The 14,545-nt window shown below is 66.6% G+C and carries 15 protein-coding genes; 3 read left to right on the top strand and 12 right to left on the bottom strand.

What is annotated here, in order from left to right; translation table 11 throughout:
- Positions 1 to 13: 13 nt before the first annotated feature.
- Together AC239G_RS03845 and AC239G_RS03840 are read right to left on the bottom strand one after the other, a co-directional pair.
- Entirely contained in the window at positions 14 to 1,216 is a 1,203-nt protein-coding gene (locus tag AC239G_RS03845) for a hypothetical protein (protein ID WP_139469144.1), read from the bottom strand.
- The gene (locus tag AC239G_RS03840) at positions 1,213 to 2,202 is read right to left on the bottom strand and encodes an EamA family transporter (protein WP_139469143.1); all 990 of its coding nucleotides are present in this window, start codon (positions 2,200 to 2,202) and stop codon (positions 1,213 to 1,215) included. Before AC239G_RS03840 ends, AC239G_RS03845 begins: the two co-directional genes overlap by 4 nt.
- A gap of 72 nt (positions 2,203 to 2,274) precedes the next feature.
- On the opposite strand from AC239G_RS03840, the gene AC239G_RS03835 reads away from it, so the two are divergent.
- Positions 2,275 to 3,180 carry a LysR family transcriptional regulator gene (locus AC239G_RS03835; protein ID WP_216657269.1) on the top strand — a complete coding sequence of 302 codons (906 nt, stop codon included), beginning with the start codon at positions 2,275 to 2,277 and terminating at the stop codon, positions 3,178 to 3,180.
- On the opposite strand, the gene AC239G_RS03830 is transcribed toward AC239G_RS03835, so the two are convergent.
- The 3 genes from AC239G_RS03830 to AC239G_RS03820 all read right to left on the bottom strand — a co-directional run bounded on the left by AC239G_RS03830 (position 3,177) and on the right by AC239G_RS03820 (position 5,596).
- Positions 3,177 to 4,061 carry an HTTM domain-containing protein gene (locus tag AC239G_RS03830; protein WP_248284016.1) on the bottom strand — a complete coding sequence of 295 codons (885 nt, stop codon included), beginning with the start codon at positions 4,059 to 4,061 and terminating at the stop codon, positions 3,177 to 3,179. The genes AC239G_RS03835 and AC239G_RS03830 overlap by 4 nt on opposite strands.
- Positions 4,058 to 4,651 carry a hypothetical protein gene (locus AC239G_RS03825; protein ID WP_139469141.1) on the bottom strand — a complete coding sequence of 198 codons (594 nt, stop codon included), beginning with the start codon at positions 4,649 to 4,651 and terminating at the stop codon, positions 4,058 to 4,060. The genes AC239G_RS03830 and AC239G_RS03825 overlap by 4 nt, the downstream gene beginning before the upstream one ends.
- Positions 4,652 to 4,780: 129 nt before the next feature.
- Complete coding sequence (locus tag AC239G_RS03820) at positions 4,781 to 5,596, bottom strand: DUF8083 family protein (RefSeq protein ID WP_139470409.1); 816 nt, start codon at positions 5,594 to 5,596, stop codon at positions 4,781 to 4,783.
- 127 nt (positions 5,597 to 5,723) lie between these two features.
- On the opposite strand from AC239G_RS03820, the gene AC239G_RS03815 reads away from it, so the two are divergent.
- Positions 5,724 to 5,933, top strand: coding sequence for a DUF3073 domain-containing protein (locus AC239G_RS03815; RefSeq protein ID WP_139470410.1), 210 nt, complete (start codon positions 5,724 to 5,726; stop codon positions 5,931 to 5,933).
- A gap of 405 nt (positions 5,934 to 6,338) precedes the next feature.
- On the opposite strand, the gene purM is transcribed toward AC239G_RS03815, so the two are convergent.
- From purM to AC239G_RS03800, 3 genes are read right to left on the bottom strand one after another with little or no spacing between them, the layout of a single operon-like run.
- Positions 6,339 to 7,436 (bottom strand): phosphoribosylformylglycinamidine cyclo-ligase, encoded by a 1,098-nt coding sequence (gene purM, locus AC239G_RS03810; protein ID WP_487489852.1) that lies wholly within the window; start codon positions 7,434 to 7,436, stop codon positions 6,339 to 6,341.
- A gap of 1 nt (position 7,437) precedes the next feature.
- On the bottom strand, positions 7,438 to 8,919 hold the full coding sequence (gene purF / locus AC239G_RS03805; RefSeq protein ID WP_139470412.1) for an amidophosphoribosyltransferase: 1,482 nt from the start codon (positions 8,917 to 8,919) through the stop codon (positions 7,438 to 7,440).
- Positions 8,920 to 8,963: 44 nt separating this feature from the next.
- Positions 8,964 to 9,461, bottom strand: coding sequence for a hypothetical protein (locus AC239G_RS03800; RefSeq protein WP_248284107.1), 498 nt, complete (start codon positions 9,459 to 9,461; stop codon positions 8,964 to 8,966).
- 188 nt (positions 9,462 to 9,649) lie between these two features.
- On the opposite strand from AC239G_RS03800, the gene AC239G_RS03795 reads away from it, so the two are divergent.
- The gene (locus AC239G_RS03795; protein ID WP_139470413.1) at positions 9,650 to 10,627 is read left to right on the top strand and encodes a universal stress protein; all 978 of its coding nucleotides are present in this window, start codon (positions 9,650 to 9,652) and stop codon (positions 10,625 to 10,627) included.
- Between the two features lie 12 nt (positions 10,628 to 10,639).
- On the opposite strand, the gene AC239G_RS03790 is transcribed toward AC239G_RS03795, so the two are convergent.
- Genes AC239G_RS03790 through AC239G_RS03775 form a run of 4 tightly spaced genes read right to left on the bottom strand, consistent with a single transcriptional unit; the run spans position 10,640 to position 14,523 of the window.
- Positions 10,640 to 11,533 (bottom strand): EamA family transporter, encoded by an 894-nt coding sequence (locus AC239G_RS03790; protein ID WP_139470414.1) that lies wholly within the window; start codon positions 11,531 to 11,533, stop codon positions 10,640 to 10,642.
- Positions 11,534 to 11,558: 25 nt separating this feature from the next.
- Positions 11,559 to 13,001 carry an aldehyde dehydrogenase family protein gene (locus AC239G_RS03785; RefSeq protein WP_139470415.1) on the bottom strand — a complete coding sequence of 481 codons (1,443 nt, stop codon included), beginning with the start codon at positions 12,999 to 13,001 and terminating at the stop codon, positions 11,559 to 11,561.
- A 2-nt stretch (positions 13,002 to 13,003) separates the two neighbouring features.
- On the bottom strand, positions 13,004 to 13,399 hold the full coding sequence (locus AC239G_RS03780) for a sterol carrier family protein (RefSeq protein WP_139470416.1): 396 nt from the start codon (positions 13,397 to 13,399) through the stop codon (positions 13,004 to 13,006).
- Positions 13,399 to 14,523 carry an asparaginase gene (locus AC239G_RS03775; RefSeq protein WP_434593790.1) on the bottom strand — a complete coding sequence of 375 codons (1,125 nt, stop codon included), beginning with the start codon at positions 14,521 to 14,523 and terminating at the stop codon, positions 13,399 to 13,401. Before AC239G_RS03775 ends, AC239G_RS03780 begins: the two co-directional genes overlap by 1 nt.
- Positions 14,524 to 14,545: the final 22 nt, after the last annotated feature.

The following is a 14,545-nucleotide window of genomic DNA, read 5'->3' as shown; positions in this document are numbered from 1 at the left end:
TCATTCAGCTCACTCAGTCCTGCACCCACCGATCAGCGTCGCTGTCATAGTGCCATTCGGCCACCTCGGTGACTGCTTCGATGACGTCGTTCAGCCAGAACGTCGTATCCGGGTGCCAGCCCGCCATGAGGCTCGCGGTCCGATCGTCCGTGTTCCCCGCGGTGGGGACTGTGTCCGGATCCGGATCCTCACCGAGGTGGCCCTCCGCCACATCGATGACCGCACCTGCCGCCCGCAGATAGCCGGCGAGACCGACGTGGACACCGTCGTATTCCTCGGCCACGCGTGTCCAGTCGGGGATGACCCAGCGTCCCCTGCGACCGGTGGTCTCGAACCACACCTGACGGCGCTGGGCGGTGACGTCGAGTGGGTAGCGGCGGCACAGATCCGCCCAGTCCTCCGGACGGCGGATCTCGGCGATGCGGGCGTCCGGGCGCAGGCGCAGACGGCAGGTTCGGGCGCGTTCGAGACCGAGGTCATCCTCAACGAGTTCGAGGCCGATCGGGGTTCCATCCGGCCACGTTCCCGTCGACGACCAGAGGCCATGGGGTGGGGTCGACCACCATTCGCCGGTGAGCTCGTCGTAGGGGTCCTTGGCGAAGTTGTGACGGTAACGGGTTTCCGTGGTGAGGACAGAGGCGAGCCACTCGTCGAATCCCCAGGGGAGCCTCGTTCCGTCTTCGTCAAGAGGCGGGTATAGATCGGTCAGAGTGATTTCTATGCGCTCATCCGTCGGGCCTGTCTCGAGGTCGAAGACCGCGGGCAGTCCTGTGTGGCGTCCATTGACTTCATTGAGTTCTTTGTCGTCCCAGCCCAGCGCCCACTGATCATCGGGATCGAGTGGCTTCGACCAGGCATCTAGCAAGCCCGTGGAAACGAGCATCTCGGCGAAAGGACGCAGAGCCTCGCGCACCTCGCCGATTTCCGCGGTCCCCCAATCGTCATCATCAGGAGGCTGCCAATACACTGCAGCGTCGACTACGTCGGACATGGCTTCCTTAACTGCACTCCAAGTCGGCGCAATCGGGCACAGGCACCTCAGATTGCGCACCACCGCCTCCGCGCCTGGGGCTTCTTCATCGCCAGTCCACGGAAAACTCTCGACCTGCTCGAGGGCCAGCCCGAACACGAGCGAGCGTCCCCGCGGGGACGCGAGCAGATCCTCGGCGGACAGGCGGTCGTCATGAAGGGTCGGAGGCGCATCATCGGCGGTCATGACCTCAGGCTACGCGAACACCTGTCAACTGGCCCTGATGGAATCGCCCGCGTCGAATCCTCCGTTGGCGCGCTCACCGGCACGACCGCCTCAGCGGCGGCGAGAATCCGCGCCCCTTTCGCGGCCTTCAAACCCGCGCCGAGGACCCCGATGATGACAAGGACGGCCCCGCACAGCTCGCCGACGGTGACCCGCTCGCCGAGGAAGACGAACGCCGCGCTCATTCCGACGACGGGCACGAGCATCGAGAAGGGGGCGACGACTCCGGCGGGGTTGCGCGAAATCAGCCACGACCACACGCCCGAACCGAGGATCGTCGCGATGACCACGGTGTAGAGCAGTCCCGCGATCGCGAGCAGCCCTGTCGGTGTGGTCAGTCCCGAAAACGATGCGCCGACCCTCGCCGGTCCTTCGACGAGGAGGGAGAGGGCGAGCATCGGCACGGGCGGGACGAGCGACATCCACATCGTCAGCTTGATCGGCTCAGTGGTGTGAGCCTGCCGGTTGCAGATATTGCCGATCGCCCAGCCGAAGGCGCCGGCGAGGGTGAGGAGGAAGGGCAGGAAGCTCGCGTTCGAGTCGAAGCGCTGCCAGCCGACGACGGCGAGCCCTGCCATCGCGATGAGGAGGAAGGCCATCTGCGAGCCGCGTACCCTCTCGCGCAGGAATGTCATGCCCAGCAGCACCGTGAAGGGGCCCGAGGCTTGGAGGACGAGGGACGCGAGTCCCGCGGGCATGCCGGCGGCCATCGCCCAGTAGAGGAAGAGGAATTGCAGCAGTCCGAAGCCGAGTCCGTAGCCGATGATCCACCGCGCTTTGACGTCGGGCTTCGGTACGAAGAGCAGCGCGGGAACCGCGAGCAGGGCGAAGCGCAGAGCCACGAGGAAGAAGGGCGGGAACTGGGCCAGGGAGAGATCGATGGCGAGGAAATTCAGTCCCCACATCACCGCCACCGAGGCGGCGAGCAGACAGTGCTTGAATGACATGGCCCCATTCTCGACTTCGACAACAATGAAGCACAATCGCAGAGTGCTTCACTGACTCTGTAGCATGGCTTCATGGTCATCGATCCGAAGCATCTCGAGCTGCTGCGCCTGTTCGACGAATACGGCAGCGTCACCGCCGTCGCCGATGTCACCTATCGCTCCCCGTCGGCCGTTTCTCAGCAGCTGAGGCAGGCCGGGAGCGAGATCGGCCACGCTCTCGTCGAACCCGCCGGTCGCGGACTCACGCTCACAGCCGCAGGACGACTGCTCGCCGACGGCGGTCGGGACGTGGCCCGCACGCTTGCGAGGGTGCAGGCCCAATGGGAGGGCCACCTCGGCGAAGCTGTCGGAGAGATCGCCCTGGCCGGGCTGCCGAGCGCGCTCACCCACCTCCTCCCCGATGCGCTGCGCAGGCTGCGGGAGGACCACCCGCACATCGATCTGCGCATGGACGATGTCGACCTCGCCGAGCACGAATTCGCGGGGCTGACCCGAGATGTCGATATCGTCGTCGCACACAGCCTCGTCGCCGAACGCCCCCTGGGTACCGACGGACTCACCGTCGTCCCGCTCGCCCGCGAACCAATCGACGTGGCCCTCGCCATCGGCCATCGGCTTGCCGATCGCGCCGAGCTGACCCCGGACGATGTCGTCGATTGTCGCTGGGTGGGAGTGCCCCGCGGATACCCCTTCGACACGATCCTCACCTCGATCGAGCATCTCACCGGTCGCGACCTCGACGTCGTCCAACGCATCCGGGACAACCGGCTCATCGAAGCGATCGTCGCCTCCTCGGACCAGGTCGCGCTCCTCCCCCGGTTCACGACGCCGCGCGATGCGGGACTGTCACTGGTGCCGCTGACGGGGGTGACGACGACACGCTGGATCGTAGCGGTTATGCGTCCGGACACGGCTGAACGTGTCGCGGTGCGTGCTGTGATCAGCGCGCTCAGCCGGGTCGACGACGCCGCGGATTAGGCGGTGCCCGTGCTGGTGAAGCGCTTGGGCACGAGCTTCTCCAGGGGCAGGAACGCCGCCCAGCAGATGACGGTCGGCAGGAAGTGGATGCCCAGCGCCAGGTAGGTCATGAGGTGGAAGAGGAAGAAGAAGGCCACGGCCCCGTACAGCCACTTGCGCTTGAGGAACAGGACGACGGGTGAGAGGAACTCGAAGACGAGTGTCGCCCATTGCGCGGCGATGAGGAGACCGGGCAACTCGAGGAACGGCTTCGACCATTCGGCGCCGCGGCGCATGAGCGCCCAGATGATGACCGCACCGTTGGCCCAGTGGGTGATGTTGCCCGAGGCGATCCACTTCATCACCACCGAGTAGAAGTAGGTGAGGACGACGGAGATCTGCACCATCCGCAGCGCCCAGCCGGCCCGCGCCGAGGCGGTGCCGACGTCCCGGAAGCGCGCCGTTCCGATCGTCGGCAGGACGAAGGCGGCGATGACGAGCGCCATATGATCGTGGGCGACGTAACCGTAGCCCTGCGTGTAGAACATCCACGCGCCGAAGCTGAGCGCCACCGCCCAGCCGCTGAGGCGCTGAAGGAATCCGGCGGCGGCGAGCAGAGAGAAGACGATGATGAGGGTGAGCAGGATCTGCGCACCGAGGACGCTGACGGCGGGAATGTGAAGGAACCGGGCCAGCCACAGTGGCTGGTAGAACTCCGGCGTCCAGCCGTGGGCGATGACATCACCGGAGATCGTGAGCACATCGATGATGATGAAGAGGTAGATGAACACGCGGAACACGGCCACCCGAGCCAGGGGGACCTCGGGCATGAACCAGCGGAGGAACGGATTCGTGGGGGCCGCCTCGGTGGGGGTGGACCTCAAGGTCGGGACGCTGCTCATCGGACCTCCCACTTCGCCAGCGTCGTCTGTTCGGGTTCGCCGACGGCCAGGCCGTTCTTCAGCTGTGTGGCGGTGCGGCAGAGGATCATCGTTTCGGGCTTCGGTTCGTCCGGGTGCAGCCGGATGTACGAATCGGCCATCGACTGCAGGAGTTCGGGGTGGGCGATGACCCGGTCGAGCTGGGATTCGACGTCACCGCGTTCGATGCCGACGGTCGCGGCGTTGAACCCGAGGCGGCGCGGTTCGTCCTCGCCGGGGAACTGGGCCTCGATGCACGTGGAGTTCACGGTTCCGTTGAGGTCTTTGGCGGTGGCGTACTGGGTGAGCGATCCGAGCGGGAAGAAGTCGTTCGTGTTGAGGAACTGTCCGCAGGTGAGGATGACGAAGGCGATGGCGGGAACGACGATGCGCCAGCCGACGGAGACCTTCGACAGCGGCTTCACCCGGGTCGCGGGTTTCGGGGCACCAGCGGACCTGGCGATGTCGGTCGCGGACTCACCGGCGCCGGGGCCATCGGACGCACCGGCGGGGTCAGGCCCCTGAGCAGCGGGGTCCTGGCTCGTCAGGAGACGGCGCTTCTTCTCTTCCATACGCTTGCGGGACTCGTCCTCTCGGGTGCGGCTCGTTCGCAGACAATCCTATCCGCCCTTCTTACTACCTGACGGGGGCTGAGCAACCTGGCGCCAGGTTGCTCAGCCCCCGTCAGGTAGTAATTGGGGTCAGGAGCTGCGGGCGTAGAGGTTGAGCTGCTCCCAGCCGGCCGCATACTTCTGGAAGGCGGCGACCGCTGACTCGGAATCGTTGTTGCTCAGCGCCGTGACCCACGAGTCGACGAGTTCCGCGGCTTCGCTCGGCCACAGCACATCGGACATCCCGCCGAGGTCGAGTTCGAGGACCGAGTTCATGTCGAAGGTGTCGATCCACTCGGCCAGAACCGAGGTCTGCTCGACCATATCGACGACCTTCGAGGTGTCCGCGATCGTCTCCGAGGCCCATTCCATGCGCGCCGAGGCGGCCAGGATATCCGTATGGATGAGCACCCGGAGGCCCTCGTCGGTCTCCTCGGTGATGATCTGATCCTCGGTCAGAGAGAAGAACAGCCACCACGACGGGGGCACGTCCCAGGCAGAGACGCGGGTGAAGATCCGCGTGTCCTTGGCGTCCTGCAGCCACTCCGCACGACGGCTGGCGGCACGTCGGCGAGCGGACTTCGGAGCGACGATGTCCAAGGTCGCCTTCGAGGTGTGCTCGGCCAGCGAATCGAGCGCCTCCCATCCACGAATGTCTTCCTGAGCAGGACAGAAACGGTCCACCCCGTCCGCGGTCTGAGACGCTGGAAGGTAGATCGGAGTGCGCCGAAAGGAATCAGCCACGGGCGAAGGCGGCAGGGAGATCAAGCGCTTGTCAGCGTCGTGGGAGATCTGCTCCTCGATGCGTGACCTGTTGTCCTCCACCTGCCTGTCTTGCAATTCGGAATGCACCACAAGGGGTTCGAAGATCCGCAGGGTGACGACATAATCGCGACGGTAGGCCATGGGTTCAGCCTATCCAAGGTCCACTCACAAAATGGAACTTCCCAGTATGAACAGGTAGGATTTAAGCGCATAGCAGAGATCTAGTCCGGGGCCATTCGCCCCATTGACGACGGAGGGGGTCACGCCAGTGGGTCGCGGCCGCGCAAAGGCAAAGCAGATCAAGGTAGCTCGGAAGCTGAAGTACTACAGCCCGGATACCGACCTTAATAGACTCCAGCAGGAGCTGGGCGCCGACGCGAGCAAGTCCGGTCCGTCCGATCCGTACGACGATGAACCCGACTACTCGGATTACGCCGACAAGTACAATGTCGACGATGACGACGAGTACGAGAACTGATCTCGGATGAGTCCAGCCGCACACGGCTGATCTGACACGCACAGAGGGCGGGGACTTCGGTCCCCGCCCTCAGTCGTGCGCGCAGACGGTCGTGGGCCCGCCGGTCCATCCGCTCGTGGGCATTCCCCCGCCGAGGCGGCGCCCGCCATGCGCAACCGCGCCGAATGACCGAGAACTCGAGTTCCATCCCCTCGTCGAGGCGGCTGTGACCGAGGAGCATCACGCACCGTTGAGTGCAATTCCTCCACTCCCGCGGCCATCACGCACCGCAAGCAGCACACCCCCGTGCAGGAACACGAGGGTGTGAGACTAACGGTGTGCGAAGCCTCTGCGCCGAGAGGGCGAGACTAACGGTGAGGGATGCCCCGCGACCAGGCCAGCCGGCTGCGCGAGGCACGCGACCCATTACTGCAGGATCGCGGCGCCGCCGTCGACGCCCTTGGCGCCCTGCACATAGTAGGGATCGTTCGCCAGAGAACCGTCGTCGGCGGCGACTTCGCCGAGCACCCAGGCTCCGGGGCTCGCCTTGAGCACACCATCGACCGACGCTGCGTCGACGACGAGGACCATGCCGACGCCGAGGTTCCAGGTGCGTTCCCGGTCGTCCTGCGGCACTCCGCCGAGGTCGCCGAGCACGGAGAACACGGCAGGGATCTCCCATGAGGCGCGCGACATCTTCGCGACCAGACCCTGCGGAAGCACCCTGGCCACATTGGCCGACAGTCCCCCGCCGGTGACGTGCGAGACCGAATGCACCGCGTCGGGCAGTGCGTCGAAGAGAGCGGCGAGCTCGCCGGTGTAGACATGAGTGGGAACGAGCAGCTCCTCACCGAGGGTGCGCCCGAATTCCGACACATGCGTATCCAGGCCCCATCCCGCCTCGGCGATGATGTGGCGGACCAGCGAGTATCCGTTGGAGTGGATGCCCGAGGACGGCAGACCGATGAGCACGTCCCCGGCACGGACCTTCTCCGGGCCGAGCAGCTTCGAAGCCTCGACGACTCCGGTGGCGGCACCGGCGACATCGTACTCATCGACCCCGAGCAGACCCGGGTGTTCGGCGGTCTCCCCGCCGACCAGTGCGACTCCGGCCGAGGCGCAGGCGTCGGCGATTCCGCGCACGATATCAGCGATGCGTTCGGCCACGACCTTGCCGCAGGCGATGTAGTCGGTCATGAAAAGAGGCCGGGCACCGCAGACGATGATGTCGTCGACGACCATACCGACGAGGTCGTAGCCGATGGTGTCGTGCTTGTCCATGGCCTGAGCGATGGCGACCTTCGTACCCACACCGTCGGTCGACGAGGCGAGCAGCGGACGCTCGAAGTCCTTGAGCACGGAGATGTCGAAGAGTCCGGCGAATCCGCCCATCCCACCGACGACCGAGGAGTTGTGGGTGGCCGAGACCGCGGCCTTCATGAGTTCGACGGCGCGGTCTCCGGCCTCGACGTCGACGCCTGCGGCGGCATAGGTGGTGGACTTCGGGTTCGCGTCGGAACTCAACTCAGCATCCTTTGTCGGCGGGGGTGTTGTTGACGGGAATCGGGTATTCGCCCGAGAAGCAGGCGGTGCACAGCTGGCTGCGCTCCTGCTGGGTGGCGGCGATCATGCCGTCCAGAGAGATATAGCCCAGAGAATCGGCACCGAGGTTCTCGCAGATCTCGTTCGTTGTCAGTCCGTTGGCGATGAGCTCGGCCCGGGTGGCGAAGTCGATGCCGTAGAAGCACGGCCATTTCACCGGCGGGGAGGAGATGCGCACGTGGACCTCTGCCGCTCCGGCCTCCCGCAGCATGCGCACGAGCGCCCGCTGGGTGTTTCCGCGCACGATCGAATCGTCGACGACGACGAGACGTCGTCCTTCGATGTTCTCCCGGATCGGATTGAGCTTGAGGCGGATGCCCAGCTGCCGCAGGGTCTGTGAGGGCTGGATGAACGTGCGCCCGACATAGGCGTTCTTCATCAGCCCCTGGCCGAACGGGATGCCCGAGGCCTCGGCATAGCCGACGGCCGCCGGCGTTCCGGATTCGGGAGTGGCGATGACGAGGTCGGCGTCGACCGGGTACTCCTCGGCGAGCTGCCGGCCCATCTGGGTGCGCGCGGCGTGGACGTTCTTGCCGGCGAGCATGCTGTCGGGACGCGCGAGGTAGACGTATTCGAAGACGCAGCGGGCCTGGTCCGGTTCGGCGAAGCGGTGCGAACGCAGACCGTCCTCGTCGATGGCGATGAGCTCTCCGGGTTCGACGTCGCGGACGAACTTCGCACCGACGATGTCGAGCGCCGCGGTCTCCGAGGCCACGACCCAGCCGTTCTCCAGCCGTCCCAGCGACAGGGGCCTCACCCCGTGCCTGTCCCGGGCGGCGTAGAGGGTGTGCTCGTCCATGTAGACCAGCGAGAACGCCCCTTCGACATGGGGCAGCAGGGTCAGGGCCGCCTCGGTGAGGTTCTCACCCTCTTCGGTCGCGAACAGCTCGGTGACCAGGGAGGTGTCGTTCGACGAATCACGGAAGGGCCGGGTGCGGGACGTCTTCTTCGTGGCCTCCTCGACGACCTTCGTCGCGTGGTCGCGACGGGAATCGGCCATGGCCTCGAGGGCGTCGAAGTTCGTCAGATTGCCGTTGTGTGCCAGCGCCACAGTGCCGAACGGAGTCGGCCCCAGGGTGGGCTGAGCGTTCTCGAACGACGGTGATCCGGTCGTCGAATACCGCGTATGCCCGACGGCGATATGGCCCTGCAGAAGCTCGAGATCGCGCTCATGGAAGACCTGAGAGACCAGGCCCATGTCACGGTAGATGAGGATCTGCTTGCCGTTGCTGGCAGCGATTCCCGCGGACTCCTGTCCGCGGTGCTGCAGGGCGTAGAGCCCGAAGTATGTGAGTTTGGCGGTTTCCTCGCCGGGGGCCCAGACTCCGAACACACCGCATTCGTCCTGCGGTCCGCGGTCCTGGGGGTCGATTTCGTGCGTCAGCTGCCCGTCTCCTCTTGCCACGAGTGAAATTGTCTCATACCCGCAACGGCGCTCTGACCCGGTGATCAGACTGTGGAACCGGGGGCCGTATCCCGACCCGTACCCGCCTCGTCCGCATCGTCGGCAGTGGGCTCAACATCCTCTGCCGCAGGTGCGGAGTCATCCGCCTCAGGTGCGGCGTCCAGGCTCGCCGAGGCGGCTCCGCCCTCGGCGGCGCCGGCATCCGGGTCCTCCCCGCGGGCTTCGGCGATGCGACGGCGCGCGATCTCCTTCGGGTCGTCGACCATGTCGATCTGCGCACCGACCCGGAACTCCTTCGACTTCTTCCGCCCCCGCCAATCGAGGATGAGCGCGACGAGTCCGCCGAGGAACAGTCCGCCGATCCCGAGGACGAGCAGCAGCAGGCCCAGTCCCTTGGCCACCGTGTAGCCCATCGGCATATCGGCCGGGTCGACGAAGACCGCGAGGATTCCAGCAAGCACGATGCCGAGCACCGCGCCGATGCCCATGAACACCGAGTACTTGGGGCTGCGACGGACGGAGACGTCGATCTGGTCCTTCATGATCTCCTTGGACACGTGGCCTTGAGGCCGATGAAACGCCGGGATCGCCCCGGAACAACAGGTCGCGAACAGTCTAGTCGAGTCAGCCTGAGGTTCCTCCCAGGCAGTCTCATGCCAGTTCCCATAAACTGGACACAACTATGCTGGACTCAACCAGATTGACGGTCACTGAAGACAGAGGTTCCGATATGTCCCACACGATCATCGTCGGCATCGACGGTTCCGACAACGCCGAATGCGCCCTGCAGTGGGCGATCACGCATGCACAGAAGACCTCCTCCGAGATCCGCATCGTCTCCGCCTACACCGTCCCCGGCGTCAATATGAGCCAGGCCGACATCGTCTACCCCGCCGACTTCGACAGCGCCGTGAAGAAGACCGTCGAAGACATCGCCGAGGCGGCCGCCGCCACCGTCACCAAGGCCGGCGTTCCCGTATCGACGACGATCGCGCCCGGTGACGCCTCCGGGGTCATGGTCGAGCATTCGAAGAACGCCGCCCTCGCCGTCGTCGGCGCCCGCGGTCGCGGCGGGTTCGCCGGTCGTCTACTCGGCTCCGTGGCCCTGGCGATGCCCGCGCACTCGCAGTGCCCCACTGTCGTCGTCCCGAGCACGTGGCCGACCCGGGTCATGCCGACGACTCCCCTGCCCGTCGACGATCCCGTCCGCACGACGGATGATCCCTCCGCCGAGGCGGACCGACGAACCCGACCCGATTTCTCAGGGGAGGTCGTCGCCGCCGTCGATCCCTTCGAGACCGACACCCCGGTGCTGCGTGCCGCAGCCTCTCAGGCCGCGATCTACGGTGTTCCGCTGCGCCTCGTCGGAGTCACCGCCACGCACATCCTCTCGCCCGAGTGGATGCCCAGCGAGGAGCACCTCATCCGGATGTACGACGAAGCGGCGAAGTCCTTCACTGCCGCTGCCGACTCGCTGAAGGGCGACTTCCCCGATCTCGAGGTGCGGTACTCGGTCTTCGATGCTCCCGCCACCGAGGTCCTCGTATCCGCCACGTACACCGCCGATCTCATGGTCATCGGCTCCCGCGGCCGTGGCGGGTTCGTCGCCACCGTCCTCGGGTCGACGTCGCAGGGTGTGCTCTCGCATGCCGTGTGCCCGGTGCGGGTGGTGCGGGTCAACCGCCGTCAGCCCGGGCGCCGCCGCTGAGCCGCGGCCCTCTCACCCGATGGCGATGAGCCCGATACCCACGACCACGATGAGGGCACCGGCGAGTTTGAGCACCACGTTCCTCTCTCCGAAGAACCACCAGGCCAGCAGGGTGCCGACGATGATCGAGGTCTCCCGCACGGGGGCCACGAGCGCCACCGGTGCCTGCTGCATCGCATAGAGGACGAGCACATACGCCAGGGGTGAGAGGATCGCCACGGTCACCAGCGCGCGCTTGTGGCTCGTCAGGATCTCTCTGAGATCGGCGCGCTTCTCCCGCCCGCCGGGAAGCGCGAAGGCTCCCGCGGTCATGATCAGCCCGACGCAGGCTTCGGAGACGGCGAAGTAGAGCAGCGGAGAGTCGCTGACATGGTTGACGGCGAAGTCGTCCCACAGCGTGTATGAGGCGATGAACGCCCCGATCAGCCCGCCCCAGGCGAGTCCGCGGCGCAATCCGTGGCTGCTGGTGGGGCCGACCCCGCCGCGGGGACGGATCGTGACGACAGCGATCCCGGCGAGGACGGTGAAGGCTCCGGCCGCCTCGGCGAGGGTGGGACGCTCACCGAGGAAGGCCACGGCGATGATGATCGTGACCACGGGCCCGGTGCCGCGCGCCGTCGGATAGACGACGCCGAGCGGGGCGTGGTCGTAGCCGGACTGCAGGGCCACGGAGTAGGCGATGTGGAAGACCGCGCTCAGCGCCGCCGCACCGACCAGACCCCAGTTCAGCGACTGGCCTCCGGAGGCGATGATGACGATTGCTATCGGAGCGAGCAGGATCGCCGAGAGCCCGTGGTAGGCGAGCACGAAGGCAAAGCCCTTGCCGGTGACGGACTTCGCGGCGAGGTTCCATACGGCGTGGGCGACGGAAGCGATGAGGACGAGCCCGAGGACTGGAAAGGTCACCTCGGCACCGCCCTCTTCGGCACAGTCACAGTTTGATGGCGACGGTCTTCGTCTGCGTGTATTCGTCGAGAGCTTCGATGGACTTCTCGCGTCCGTAGCCGGACTTCTTGAACCCGCCGAAGGGCAGTTCGACTCCCCCGCCGGCACCGTAGGTGTTGACGAAGATCTGACCGGCGTCGACCTCGGCGGCCAGTCGGTGGGCACGGGAGATGTTCTGCGTCCACAGGGCCGAGACCAGACCGTAGTCGGTGCCGTTGGCCAGCGCCACGGCCTCATCGTCGTCGGCGAACGGCAGGGTCACGACGACGGGACCGAAGACTTCCTCCTGGGCGATCCGGGACGCCGGGTCGACGGAGTCGACGATGGTCGGGGTGATGAACGCCCCTGCCGCAAGGTCGTCGGCCAGCCCGTCGGGCCGTATTCCGCCGGTGACGATCTGCCCGGAGTCGACCTCGGAGAGGAACCCGTCCACCCGCTCATGCTGCTTGGCCGAGATCAGGGGCCCGAGCATCGGGTCGTCGAGACCGTAGCCGATGGTCACCTGCGCCATGGCGGCGGCCATCTTCTCGACGACCTCGGCGTGGATGTCACGGTGGACGATGAGCCGGGACCCGGCCGAGCAGGTCTGCCCGGCGTTCTGGATGATGGAGCGCACCAGCGACGGGATCGCCACATCGATATCGGCGTCGGAGAAGACGATGTTCGCGGACTTCCCACCGAGTTCGAGGACCGTGGGCACGACCCGATCGGCAGCGGCGTGGGCGATGGCCGAACCGGTCTGCGTCGATCCGACGAAGCCAAGATGTGCGACTCCGGGGTGGGCGCTCAGTGCCGCTCCCGCCTCGGCGCCGAGGCCGGTGACGACGTTGAAGGCTCCGGCCGGGAAGCCGACGGAGTGGATGAGTTCGGCCAGCCGTACGGTCGACCGCGGGGTCTCGTCCGCGGGTTTGGCGACGGCGCAGTTGCCGGTGGCCAGCGAGGTGGCGGCGGCACGGCCGATGAGCTGGAGCGGATAGTTCCAGGCCACGATGTGCCCCGTGACGCCGAAGGGTTCTCGGCGCGTGTAGACGTGCATGTCCTCGGCCAGCGGGATCGCGTGACCGTAATAGGACTCGATGGTGTGCCCGTAGAACTCGAAGTAACGGGCGCATACATCGACGTCGGCATAGGCCTGGGTGAGAGGTTTGCCCGTGTCCTCGGATTCGATGCGGGCCAGATCGTCGCGGTTGGCGATGATGACGGCCGCGGTGGCGATGAGCAGACGGGAGCGCTGCTCGGGGCTCGAGCGCTTCCATTCCTGCTGCGCTTTCGCCGCAGCCTGCACCGCCCGGTCGACTTCATCGGCCCCGGCGCGGGCGATATCGCCGAGCTGGCCGCCGGTGGCCGGGTCGATATTGGCGTAGGTGAGCAGTGACGGCACATGCCGCCCGCCGATGAACGACGTCGTCTGCGTGATCTGTGCGCTCATGCTCAGGCCTCGAGTTCTGCAGGAGTGAAGAGTGGCAGGAAATCGCCGAGGTCGGCTCGGGTTCCCGATGCGTCGATGTCCCCGGCGGCGAGCGCGGTCGCGAAGTCGGTGCGTCCGGTGACCAGACCCAGCCACACCTCGGCAGAGGTTTCGACGACGTTCGGCGGGGTACCGCGGGTGTGCCGGGGACCGGCGATGCACTGGGTGACGCCGAACGGCGGAACCCGGACTTCGACGCTGTTGCCTTCGGCGCGGGAGGCGAGCTCCTCGAGGGTGAAGCGCACTGCGGTGGCGGTGGTCGATCGGTCGGCCGGGGCCGCGTCGAGCCTCGCCTGCGTCAGCCACAGCTCGAGTGCGCTGCGTCCCTGATCGGGGTCGATCCTTCTGCGAATCGCCATCAGTCCCTCTTCCTCTCACCGATATCGGCAATATCTTCCCCGAGCTCCAGGCGCCCGACAACGTTCGTCCGCCCCTCGGAATCCGTGCCCCCGGTGACCGGGTCCGTGATCGCTGCGATCACGGCGTCCACCGTGTCGTTCTCCGGCGCCGAGGCGGCTCCCGGCTCGGCGTCGAACGCTCCCGCCCGCTGGAGCAGCGTGAGGGCGACGAGCCCTGAGGCCCGGGAACTTCCGTCGAGGCATTTCACGGCGACGGCGAACCCGGTCCGAGTGGCCATGACGATGACGCCCTCGGCCCCGCCCTTGGCGAAGACGCCGAGTCGGTCGATGACGGTCGAATTCGGTCGGCCGTGCCCCTCGATCGTCCATGGGTCGGCGAAGACCGCCTCGGTGAGGGTGCGGGCCTCACGCTCATAGGCAGTCCATGGTCCGGCCGTCTCCTCAACCGCGCCGTCGGCGCTGCCCATCCGGATGACACGGCCGACCGCGCGGGCCAGACCGGTGAGGCTGAGCGCGAACACGGGTGCCCCGCAGCCGTCGATGCCGACCGCGGACGGGGACTCACCGGCGAGGGTCTCGACCACCTCGGCGACCTTCTGCTGCACGGGGTGGTCCGGGGACAGATAAGTGGAGGTGTCGGCGCCGATGGCGCGGGCGGCGGCGAGGAACGCCGCGTGCTTGCCGGAGCAGTTGAAATACAGGGGCGAGCGCGGGTCGGTGTTCTCGTCCCCCTGTGCCCGTGCGCGTTCCTGCAGTTCGCGGCGGAAGGCTCCGTCGGCGGGATGGGCGGACGGGCACTGCAGGTCATCAACGCTCAACCCAGCAGCGTCGAGCATCGACGCCACCACCTTGACGTGCCCGGCTTCGGACTTGTGCGAGGCAGCGGCCAGGGCCGCGGACTGTCCGTCGAGCTGCGCCCCAAGGCTCATCGCCGAGATCGCCTGCAGCGGTTTGAGACTCGAGCGTGTGAACACGGCAGCATCGGGGGCGCCCAGACTGATCAGCGGTGATCCGTCCGGGTCGAGGACGACGGCGGACCCGATGTGCCGGGATTCGATGAAGCCGGAGCGCTCGACGACTGCGAGCTCGGCAGCCTGCGCGGGGGTGAAAGTCGAGAAGGTCACGCACTCAAGCCTACGACCCTTT

It is taken from the genome of Brevibacterium sp. Lmc1, from assembly GCF_057654315.1.
Note: the sequence above shows the minus strand (reverse complement) of the source record. Positions and strands in the feature narration are given on the sequence as shown.